The organism is Saccharospirillum sp. ABV4_185 (assembly GCF_056159245.1).
In genome coordinates this window covers 1,701,069-1,712,225 of sequence record NZ_JBSWUW010000001.1, presented here as the reverse complement: position 1 = coordinate 1,712,225, position 11,157 = coordinate 1,701,069, and the positions used below count along the sequence as shown (strand labels likewise).

Annotated in this window: 9 protein-coding genes and 2 pseudogenes; 9 read left to right on the top strand and 2 right to left on the bottom strand. The window is 56.4% G+C overall.

Annotated elements, in window-relative coordinates:
• Positions 1-53 precede the first annotated feature (53 nt).
• The 9 genes from ACXAE6_RS07980 to ACXAE6_RS07940 all read left to right on the top strand — a co-directional run bounded on the left by ACXAE6_RS07980 (position 54) and on the right by ACXAE6_RS07940 (position 9,365).
• On the top strand, positions 54-854 hold the full coding sequence (locus ACXAE6_RS07980) for a citryl-CoA lyase (protein WP_475146456.1): 801 nt from the start codon (positions 54-56) through the stop codon (positions 852-854).
• Positions 855-872: 18 nt separating this feature from the next.
• Positions 873-2,012, top strand: coding sequence for a CaiB/BaiF CoA transferase family protein (locus tag ACXAE6_RS07975; RefSeq protein ID WP_475146455.1), 1,140 nt, complete (start codon positions 873-875; stop codon positions 2,010-2,012).
• Between the two features lie 97 nt (positions 2,013-2,109).
• The gene (locus ACXAE6_RS07970; RefSeq protein ID WP_475146454.1) at positions 2,110-3,048 is read left to right on the top strand and encodes a dioxygenase family protein; all 939 of its coding nucleotides are present in this window, start codon (positions 2,110-2,112) and stop codon (positions 3,046-3,048) included.
• 55 nt (positions 3,049-3,103) lie between these two features.
• The gene (locus tag ACXAE6_RS07965) at positions 3,104-4,216 is read left to right on the top strand and encodes a C4-dicarboxylate TRAP transporter substrate-binding protein (protein ID WP_392804903.1); all 1,113 of its coding nucleotides are present in this window, start codon (positions 3,104-3,106) and stop codon (positions 4,214-4,216) included.
• A gap of 72 nt (positions 4,217-4,288) precedes the next feature.
• Entirely contained in the window at positions 4,289-4,849 is a 561-nt protein-coding gene (locus ACXAE6_RS07960; protein ID WP_475146453.1) for a TRAP transporter small permease subunit, read from the top strand.
• On the top strand, positions 4,846-6,168 hold the full coding sequence (locus ACXAE6_RS07955) for a TRAP transporter large permease (protein WP_475146452.1): 1,323 nt from the start codon (positions 4,846-4,848) through the stop codon (positions 6,166-6,168). The genes ACXAE6_RS07960 and ACXAE6_RS07955 overlap by 4 nt, the downstream gene beginning before the upstream one ends.
• 9 nt (positions 6,169-6,177) lie before the next feature.
• On the top strand, positions 6,178-6,789 hold the full coding sequence (locus ACXAE6_RS07950; protein ID WP_475146451.1) for a malonic semialdehyde reductase: 612 nt from the start codon (positions 6,178-6,180) through the stop codon (positions 6,787-6,789).
• A 226-nt stretch (positions 6,790-7,015) separates the two neighbouring features.
• Positions 7,016-8,524 carry an amidohydrolase family protein gene (locus ACXAE6_RS07945; protein ID WP_475146450.1) on the top strand — a complete coding sequence of 503 codons (1,509 nt, stop codon included), beginning with the start codon at positions 7,016-7,018 and terminating at the stop codon, positions 8,522-8,524.
• Positions 8,525-8,621: 97 nt separating this feature from the next.
• Positions 8,622-9,365, top strand: coding sequence for a substrate-binding periplasmic protein (locus ACXAE6_RS07940; protein WP_475146449.1), 744 nt, complete (start codon positions 8,622-8,624; stop codon positions 9,363-9,365).
• A gap of 112 nt (positions 9,366-9,477) precedes the next feature.
• Here the strand turns inward: ACXAE6_RS07940 and ACXAE6_RS07935 are convergent.
• Both ACXAE6_RS07935 and ACXAE6_RS07930 read right to left on the bottom strand, forming a co-directional pair.
• Positions 9,478-9,679: pseudogene (locus tag ACXAE6_RS07935) on the bottom strand (methyl-accepting chemotaxis protein); the annotation flags it as partial.
• 351 nt (positions 9,680-10,030) lie between these two features.
• Positions 10,031-11,128: pseudogene (locus ACXAE6_RS07930) on the bottom strand (PAS domain-containing protein); the annotation flags it as partial.
• Positions 11,129-11,157 lie beyond the last annotated feature (29 nt).

Here is an 11,157-nt window from a genome sequence, read left to right as displayed (position 1 = left end):
CAAAAAGCGCGCTTAGGGTAGGTTGAAAATAAAAACAACTCAGGAATCGGACCATGAAAATCGGACGCGAAACCGTTCCGCGCAGCGCCATCTGTATCTCCAACGCCGAGCAAATTGTCGTACGCGGCAAAGACCTCTGTGACGACCTCATCGGCCACACCAGTTTCTCCGACTACTTCCATCTGCTGCTGACCGGCAAACAACCGACCAGTGCCGCCCGCGCGGTGCTCGACGCGACCCTGGTCGCCATTGCCGAACACGGCCTGGTGCCCTCGGTACAGGCCAGTCGTATGACCTTTGCGGCGGCGCCGGACGCGCTGCAAGGCGCTGTTGCCGCCGGCATTCTCGGTTGCGGCCCAGTCATTCTGGGGGCGTCAGAAAACGCCGGCCGACTGTTTAAAGACATCGAACAACGCCAGCAAGACGGTGCCGACCTGGCCCAGGCCGCCCTGGATGTAGTGCAGGCTTTGCGCGCCGAGCGACAACCGGTTCCCGGTTATGGCCATCCGCAGCACAAAGCTCGCGATCCGCGCGTTGATGCCCTGTTTCGGGTAGCACGCGAGGCCGGCGCCGATACCCGCTTTATCGACATCGCCGAGGCGGTCGAAGCGGCCATTCCCGAGGTCATCGGTAAGGACCTCAAACTGAACGTCTCCGCCGCCATTCCGGCGGTGCTGTTGGGCGTCGACTTCCCGGTTCGCGCGCTGCGCGGAGTGCCGATTCTGGCGCGCACCGCCAGCCTGATTGCGCATCTCAATGAAGAAGCCGACCAGCCAGCCGGTTTCGCGCTGTCATACCAGGCGACCGAACATTACCAATACACCGGCACTGTGCCGGCCGATTTCCAGCGCTGAACCGAGGGCATAGCCGCCATGAGCAAGGTACTGGACGGTATTACCGTCATCGAGCAAGGCACCTTTATCACCGGACCGGCCGCCAGCATGTTGCTGGCCGATCTGGGTGCCAACGTTATCAAGGTGGAACGACCCGGCAGCGGCGATCCGTTTCGGGCCTTTAAAGGCGGTCTGTACAGTCCGCATTACCAGACCTACAACCGCAACAAACGCTCCATTGCGCTGGATACCAAAGACGACGGCGACCGCGCCATCTTTGACGACCTGATCCGCAGCGCCGATGTCTATATCCAGAATTTCCGCCCCGGCGCCGCCGACCGCCTCGGTGCCGGCGAAACGCGCCTGCGCGAGCTGAACCCCAGGCTGATTTATTGCGCCATCAGCGGCTTTGGTCAGGATGGTCCTGCCGCGCAACGACCCAGCTACGACACCGTCGCCCAGGCCGCCAGCGGTTTCTTAAAACTGCTGATCAACCCGGAAAACCCACGTGTGGTGGGTCCGGCCATGGCCGATTCGTTGTCCGGTTTCTACGCCGCCTATGGCATTCTTGGAGCGCTGTTCGAACGCAGCCGCACAGGAGTGGGTCGTCGGGTCGAAGTATCAATGCTCGAAGCCATGTGCCATTTCAACCTCGACGCCTTCACCCATTATTTTTCCGAAGGCGAAATCATGGGGCCCTACAGCCGGCCACAGGTGTCTCAATCCTATGTGATGGAATGCAGCGACGGTCGCTGGGTGGCTTTGCATATGTCGTCGCCGGAAAAATTCTGGCAGGGACTGGCGCGCGCCATCGGTTTCCCGGAACTGCTCGACGACGAACGCTTCAGCAGTCGCGAAGGTCGCATCGCCAACCAGGAAGCGATGATCGAGGTGTTGCAGGGTATTTTCCGGCAACAACCGCGCGATGAATGGTGCGCGCGCCTGCTCGCCGAAGACGTGCCGCACGCGCCCATGTACTCAGCCGACGAAGCGCTCAACGACCCCCAGGCCAAACACCTGCAACTGGAGATTCAGACGGAGCATCCCGCCGGTGGAACCTTCCGCTCGGTACGCTCACCGATCAGCTACGACGGCGAGCGCCCCTTGCAGATGAGCGCGCCGCCTTTGCTCGATCAACACCGCCAGGAAATTCTGGCGGAACTGAATAAGAAGAGCTGAATAAAAAGAGCTGAATAAGAAAACTGAACTCAAAAAAAATAAGCACCAACCGCTGCAGCAACGGCATCCAGAACACAACAAAAAACGGAGCCCTATTATGTTCGATTTACCCGCTAAAGAAGACATCTTCTGTCATGGCATTCCTTCCACGCCGGACGATATTACCGACATCGTTTTGCGCGCCATGGGCCGCACCGAAAACCCGCGCCTGCGTGAAATTCTTGAAGCCCTGGTGCGTCATCTGCACGCCTTCGGTCGCGAAGTAAAACTCTCCGACGAAGAATTTATGATGGCGATCAACGCCGTTACCCGTTTAGGTCATTTAACCAAGGATCGCCACAACGAAACCATGGTGATGTCCGACGCGCTCGGTTTTTCCACCCTGGTGATGATCCTCAACCAGAACCGTCAGCCGGAACAGATGTCGCCGGCCTTGCTCGGCCCGTTCTACAGCCGTAAGGATCCGGAGTATCCACTGGGTACCAACATCAATCGCGCCGAACCCAAGCCGAGCGATATTCCGCTGTTCGTCTCCGGCCAGGTGCAAAGCGTCAACGGCAAGCCGCTGGCCAATGCGCTGGTGGAAGTCTGGCATGCCTCGCCTGAAGGTCTGTACGAAAACCAGGATCCAGATCAGCCTTACCTGAATCTGCGCGGTAAATTCCGCACCGACGCCGATGGCCGTTTCCATTTCCGCACCATCCGCCCGGCGAGTTATCCGATTCCCACTCACGGCATCGTCGGTGACATGCTCGCCGCCCAGAACCGTCATCCGTTCCGCGCGGCGCATCTGCACTTCACCGTTTCCGCGCCGGATCACAGCACCTTGGTGACGCAGATTTTCCCGGCCGATGACCGCTTTATCGAATCCGACTGTGTGTTCGGTGTTACCTGCGCCGACCTCGCCGTGCCCTTCCCGATTCATAACGACGGCCAGGCACCAGCCGACGACGTCAGCGGTGAATACAGCACCCTGGAATTAATTTTCGACTTGTCGGAAGGCGAATCGCGTTTGCCGCAATCGCCCATCGACTGAGGATCGGACGCCTCAAATCACTCTGTACAACAACAAAACCGAAAGAGAGATTGCTATGAAACCGAACCATATTTCCATTCAGCGCCGGCTCGCCGGCATCACCCTCGGCTTGACGGCCAGCGCCCTGGCGGCGCTGCCGCTGGCCAGCCAGGCCGAAGAAACCATTCGCCTGACGGTCGGCTCCAGTCACCCGACCACCATTCCCTGGGTCGGTATGATTCCGGGCGTTTTTATTCCCGAAGTGAACCGCATTCTAGCCGCCGATGGTCGCTATAAAATTCAGTGGACCGAGGCCTATGCCGGCCAGCTTTATGGCGCTAATGCAACGCTGACCTCGGTCCGCGATGGCATCGCCGACATGGGTTGGGTGTTCAGCTATCTGGAAGGGTCGCGCATGCCGCTCAGTCAGATCAGCGCCTATACGCCGTTCACTACCGGTGATCCGGTATTGATGCTCGACGTGATGAACGACCTGGTGCGTTCCGAACCGGCGCTCGCCAGCGAATGGACCGACAACGGCGTGGTCTTCCTCGGCGCTACCGCGTCCGATACCTACGATCTGTACACCAACTTCCCGGTCGACAGCCTCGATGATTTCAACGGTCGCCGCATTTCAGCGCCGGGCGTTTTGGGTGTCTGGCTGAACCCGGTCGATGCCACTCCGGTCGATGGCACTCTGGCCAGCTACTACACCGACATTCAGACCGGCGTGTCTGAAGGCGTGGTCAGCCTGGCCACCGGCATTCTGCCGGCGCGGGTCTACGAAGTGGCGCCTTACATCACCAAGGTGAACATGGGCGTGGTCTTCTCCGGCGGTCTGGGTTTCAACCAGGACCGTTTCGATAGCCTGCCGGAAGTGGTGCAGGATGCCTTGATGGAAGCCGGCTCGGTTTATTCCAAAGCCCACGGCACCGACCTCGCTGCGCGCTATGAAGATGCGCTTGAAGAAATGCTCATTCTTGGCGCCCGTCAGAACCCACCGGTGCAGGTGTTCGAATTGTCCGACGCCCAACGTCAGCAGTGGATCGACGGCATGCCGGATCTGGCGAATCAGTGGGTTGAACGCAATGAAGCGCGCGGTCTGCCCGCGGCGGAATTGCTCAGCACCTATATGAACGCCATGCGTGAGCGCGGTTTCGAGCCGGCCCGTGCCTGGGATCAGGAATAACGGCGCCGTCCCTGCCACTCACTCTTCAACCGAGCCCGGCCTCACGCCGGGTTCGCATCTAGGAGCCTGACTGTGACTCTTTCGACCTGGCTTAAGGGTCCGACCCAGCAACAAAGCTGGTTTGGCGCCCTGACCGATGGCTTGAACGCCATCGGCTCTGTATTGATTTTCGCCATCATGGCGTTGATCTGCGCCGACGTGCTGTCGCGCAATGTTCTTAACCAGCCGATCAAGGGCGTGGCCGAACTGGTCGCCGCCTCCATCGTGATGATTGTGTTTTTTCAACTGGCCAGCGCGTTGCGTCATGGTCGTATGGCGCAGGCCGATATTTTTATCGCCGGCTTCACCCGCAAACATCCACGTCTCGGTCATGGCCTGAAGACGCTGTTTTTTCTCGCCGGCGCCATCATGCTGGCGATCGTTTTCGACGGCACCCTGCCGGTCTATCTCAACGCGGTTGAGCGAAATTTATTCATGGGTGTCGAAGGCGTTTTTACTTTCCCGATCTGGCCCATTCGTCTGGTGGTGCTGATCTGCGCAGCGGTCACAGTGCTGCAATATTTATTGTTGGCGCTGAATGAAATCCGCTGCGTCATTCACCCGCCTGCGGTCACTGAGGAGGACGCCGAATGAGTGGTCTGGAAATCGGCGCCATCGCCATTGTTGCCATGCTGGTCTTGATCTATATCGGCCTGCATATTGCCATCGCCTTAATGAGTGTTTCCTTTGTTGCCATCGCCGCCTTGCGCGGACCAGAACTGGCAACTCGCATGGTCAGCGCGGCGGCCAACGATTCACTGAGCAGCTATCTCTACGGCGTGGTGCCGCTCTTTGTGCTGATGGGATTGTTGGTAGTGATCTCCGGCATCGGCCGTGACACCTTCGATGTCTTTCAGCATTTTCTGCGTCGACTGCGCGGCGGTCTGGGCATCGCCACCGTCGGCGCCAATGGTGTGTTCGCGTCCATCACCGGCGTCTCCATTGCCTCAGCGGCGGTATTCACCAAGGTCGCGGTTCCGGAAATGCGCCGCCACGGTTATACGCCTCGATTTTCCGTCGGCGTGGTCGCCGGCAGCTCGGTTCTGGGCATGCTGATTCCGCCCTCGCTGCTGATGATTGTCTACGGCGTACTGGCCGAGCAATCAGTCGGGCGGATGTTTATCGCCGGCATCGTGCCGGGCATTCTGCTGGCACTCGGTTTCATTGCCACCATCGTTTTGATCGCCTGGTTGCGCCCAAGCTTTATGGAACGGGCCGACTACAACAGCGCTGATCTGCAAGAAGACGAACCGACCTTGGGCCAGTTAATGACCAAGCTGATACCCATTCTGTTGCTGATGCTGCTGGTGCTCGGTGGTCTTTATTCTGGCTTTTTCACGCCCACCGAAGCGGGTGCTGTCGGTGCCTGTGGTGCTTTGATACTGGCGCTGGTCAAGCGTCGACTGAGCTGGCGTTCTTTCTATGGCGTGCTCAGTGAAACCGGCCATGTGGCGGTATCGATTCTGTTCCTGATTCTGGCCGCTTCGTTATACAGCCGTATGCTGGCGCTGACCGGTTTACCGATGAATATTGCTCAGTGGGTGACCAGCCTGGAGTTGGGTGTTTATCAATTTCTGGTGGTGTATTTACTGGTCATTATCTTGATGGGCTGCATCATCGATTCGGTGTCGATCATGTTGATCGTCTTGCCCATCGTTCTGCCCATCGCCCAGTTTTTTAACCTCGATCTGATCTGGTTTGGCGTCATCACCGTGATTGCCGTGGAGATTGGATTGGTCACGCCGCCCTTTGGTATTTCGGTGTATACCGTCAAAGCCAGCCTCAATGACGACAGTGTCCCGATTCAGGAAATCTTCAAAGGCGTGATGCCGTTTTTCTTTGCCATGCTGGTCGGCCTGGCAGTACTGACGGCCTTCCCGTCGCTGTCGACCACGTTAGCGTATCTGTACTGAGGATTCGTGATGAGCACTACTGACAAGGGCGCTTTAGCCAACACCAGTCTTGAGCAACTGTTTTATCAGGGTCGCTCCTTTTCCTACTGGCTCGATAAAGCGGTGCCGGATGGATTATTGCGCGAACTGTACCAGCTGGTTTGCCTGGGCCCGACCAGTAAAAACTGCAGCCCGTTACGACTGGTTTTTCTGCGCTCGCCTGAAGCCAAAAAAAAGCTGCTGCCAGCGCTGGCCGCTGGCAATGTGGCCAAGGTAGAAGCGGCTCCGATCACCGTGATTCTGGCGTACGACCGTCGTTTTCACGATCAGTTACCGAAGCTGTTTCCACACGCCGAAGCGCGTAACGACTTTGTCGGTAACGAGCCATTGCGCGAAGAAACCGCGATGCGCAACGCCAGTCTGCAAGGCGGTTATTTCATCATGGCCGCACGCGCATTAGGGCTCGATTGCGGCCCGTTATCCGGCTTCGATAACGATACCGTTGACCGACTGTTTTTCAGCGACAGCGCACATCACGCCTACCGCAGTAACTTTTTATGCAATATCGGCTATGGCGATCGAACCCAATTACGTGAGCGGCTGCCACGTTTGTCGTTTGAAGAGTGCTGCCAGTTGTTGTGAAGCCAATAAACAAAACCATAAACATTCATAGGTCCACCAGTGGTCCAAAGATGAAGTCCGGTCACTAAGGAGCGACGCCAATAAGTTCAGAGCGAGGCGGAAAGCCGCAGGAATAGCATGGCTATTTCAAGGTTTGACAACAAAGCGCTGGATTTATTGGCAAAGTGAACAGTGCCCGAATGTCGCGTTTAGACCACGACAAAAACAATAACAAGAGGGTTCTGCCATGTGTCGTCTGTGTGATCATCGTAACCAAGCGCAAGCCGCCGATAGCCGGCGTGATTTTCTGAAAATGGCCGCAGGCGGAGGCGATGCGCCTTTGCTCGCGCCCGGTGCAACGTCTGCCTCTAAGCAAGAACCCAAAGCACGACCGCAAGGTGTCGGTGAGGCCGGGCGGCGCACCCTGATTCGTGGCGGTTCGGTGTTAAGCATGGACGATAACATCGGTGATTTTCCAGTAGGCGATGTGTTGCTTGAAGGCAACCGTATCGTTGAGGTTGCCGCCCATATCGACGCACCCGATGCGGCGGTGATCGATGCCAGCGGTAAGATTGTTATGCCTGGTTTTATCGATACGCACCATCATCAGTTCGAAACCGCGCTGCGTTCTTTTCTGGTCAACGGCATTTTGATCAACGATGGCCAACCGCACAGCGAACGCAATTATTACGAAACTATTCTGCAGTCGCTGTCGTTGCAATATCGCACCGAAGACGTCTATATCAACGAGCTCTTTGGTGGTTTGTCGCAACTCGATACCGGCGTGACCAGCGTCATGGATGTCAGCCAGATTCACCATTCGCCAGAGCATTCCGATTCAGTGATTCAGGCGTTGCGTGATACCGGTCGGCGTGCCGTTTTCGGTTACTTCGAAGGCTGGGGCGAGGATGCGCGTTACCCCGAAGATGCCCGCCGCATTCGCCAAGAACATTTCAGTTCCGATGACCAATTGACCACCATGATCATGGGCGGCGAGATTTATCTGCCCGGCTATGAAAATGCCTGGCGTGTGGGTCGCGAACTGGGTTTGCCCATTGCCTTACATGTGGTGGGCACCTTCGGCATGGCACCGACTTTCGATCAGCTTGCCAGCGCCGGTGAATTCGGCGCCGACAACATTTTTATCCATATGACCGGCATGAGCGATTTAGCCTGGCAAAAAGCCGCTGAAGCCGGTGCCCATGTATCGCTGTCGGTGCCGATCGAGATGACCATGCGCCACGGCATGCCGCCAATTCAAAAATGTCTCGACCTGGGGTTGCAACCCTCGCTATCGACCGATGTGGAATGCACCATGACGGCCGATCCCTTCACCCAAATGCGCTCAACCCTGACGCTGCAACGCGCCTTTATTAACGAGGCGGCGCTGGCTGGCGAAGACAATCTGCCGGCTTTATTAACCGCTCGTGACTGCCTGCGTTTTGCCACCATCGAAGGCGCTCGCGGTTTAAAACTCGACCACAAAACCGGTTCACTAACGCCGGGCAAAGAGGCTGACATTATTCTGCTCGATGCCCAGGCGATGAACGTAGCGCCACTCAATAACGTGCCCGGTGCGGTGGTATCATTAATGGATCGCAGCAACGTCGATACTGTCCTGGTCGCCGGTAAGATTCGCAAATGGCAAGGTCGGTTACTGGACGTCGATATTGAGCATTTGCGTCACGGCCTGGAAAGCAGTCGCGATCATCTGTTTGCCAGCGCTGGCATCGAGGTGGATCTGTTTCGCGACTGAAAGTTGTGAAACCGGGCGTAGTAATTCGGTTTAAAAAAAGCGAGGATGCCAGTCAAGCTATCTCGACTGAACGTTCGAATGAACTATGGATCGGTGAATGAAACAGTGGGTTGTATCACTTGTCATCATCCTCGCGCTGACCGCCAAAGCCGATGTCTTTAGCTTTGCCATCGACGATTTTCCACCCTTCGTTGATCGCAATGCCAAAGGTTATGGCCTGGGGCCGCGCATCATCAGCGCTGCCCTGGCCACCCAATCGCATGAAGCCAACTTTCTGTTTGTGCCCTGGCCGCGCGCCTATCGCATGGCACAGGAAGGTCAGATCGATGGCACTTTTCCCTGGACCGATCAAGGTGATCGCGGCGAACGATTCGCGCTGTCGGTGCCGGTGTTCGAGCACACCTTCAGCCTGGTATTTGCACCGGGCCAGGAACGGGACTGGCAGCAGTTTGATGAGCTTGATGGCTTAACATTCGGCAACGTTGTCGGTTACGAAATCGGCATCGATTTTTATCAGTGGATCGAACGCACTGGCCAGTCACTGGAGATCGTCAACAGCGAGGAATTGCTGTTTCGCATGCTGGCTTATGGCCGCTTCGATGTCGCCGCTTTCGATCAGGTCGCCGCCCGCGCTTATATCCGTGACTTGCAAGCAGATGTGCCCACCGCAGCGGATTTGGTCATACAGGACCACACCATTGAACAGAGCAATACCGTGGTGTTAATGCCCTTGCATTCATCACGCACCGACCGGCTGCAAGACGCCTTGGCCGAAGGTCTGGCGACCATTCGAGCCAACGGCACCTATGCAGACATCATGGCAGACAACGCCAGCGATTAAGCAGTCGTACGTTCACTACTCAAGTCGTTCAAGGTTGCCGACAGGGCGCTCAACAATTCCTGGTTTTTACTCACCACCAGATCAATCTCGCTGGCTGAAGAACCAGCCTTGGCTGCCAGGCTGCGCACTTCATCGGCCACCACCGCAAAGCCGCGACCGGCTTCACCGGCACGTGCCGCTTCAATCGCCGCGTTCAACGCCAAAAGGTTAGTTTGCTCGGCAATGGCATTAATGCTCGATACCATGCGATTAATATTTTCACCCGACTTCAGCAACTGGCCCATTACCGCTTCGCTGGTCTGTACCACTTTCATGCGTTCACTGATATCGGTGCCGTACAAAATCACCTTGGTGACTTTACCCTGGCTGTCGCGCATGGCGGTAAAGGTGGCGCCGATGCCAACCTCCTGTTGACCCACCGAAATTGACATATCGAGTTTAACGCTCTGACCTTCGATCAGGTCATGACGCTGCTTGTCATCCAGGTAGCTTTCCCAGGACGACAGCGATCTTTGCAAAGCCTCGCGACTCAAACCACGGCTTTGCTGCAGGTAATCATTCAGCGCCAGCAACTGGCCATCGCGTGACCATTCAATCAACACATTGGTTTCATTGATTACCGCAAAGCGGGTCTGGGATTCCAGTGCTTTGATTTTGACATCGGTGATGTCGGCCATAATGGCCACAAAACCCGTATGTTTTTTGGTTTGTGGATCGAACACCGGGTTCACCGTCGCCGATACCCAGATCGGGCTGTCGTCACTGCGGTGAACTTCCACTTCGTCATAAAACGGACGACAGCTGTTCAGTTCGCCGCGAATACGTTCTCGAGTGGCGGCACTGGTGTTAGCGCCCACCAGAATCTCACTGGGTTTACGATCCAGTGACTCCTGCGGGCTGTAACCGGTCATCCGGCTGAAGCCCGGGTTCACATAGAGAATGCGACGCTGGGCATCGGTAATGATCACGGCGTTATCGGTTTCATCAGCCACCAGTGACAGCATGCGGAATTGCTCGCGCTTGCGCACTTCGGCGGTAATGTCGCTGGCAAACTTGATGACTTTTACAACCCGGTTTTGCGCATCGTGAATCGGTTTGTAGGTGGCGTGAATCCACACTTCCGAGCCATCTTTGGTGATGCGCTTAAACTCCGCCGTCTTGTGCTGACCATTACGCAGCGCATCCCAGAACGCCTGATAATCTCGGCTCGACGCCTCGACTTTATCAACAAAAATCCGATGATGCTGGCCTTCAATTTCATGCAGGCCATAGCCCATCAGATGCAGGAAATTTTCATTGGCGCTAACGATGGTGCCATCGAGCTTGAATTCGATAATCGCCTGAACCTGGCTGAGCGCATCCAGCTGAGATTTCGCCTCGGCACTCACCACAACCTGATCGGTCACATCGGTGGCGAATTTAATGATGCGCTGTACCTTACCGCCACGCACCACCGGCGTGTAGGTTGCGCGAATCCAGACTTCACTACCGTCTTTGGCAACACGGTTAAAAGTAGCGGTTTTCGCCTCGCCTGCAGCCAGGTCGGCCCAGAATTTTTTATAGTCAGCGCTGGCAGCCATGCCGGACTCGACGAACAGGCGGTGATGTTTGCCGGCCACTTCATCCAGCCGATAACCCATTAAATCGAGAAACAGTGCATTGGCCGTAATGATGGTGCCATCGGGCTTAAATTGAATGACCGCCTGAGAGCTATCGATAGCCTTCAAAACGGCACCGGAATCAGAAGTAATACCGAAAGTCATGAGACGAAATCCTGCGTTGAATATTAGAT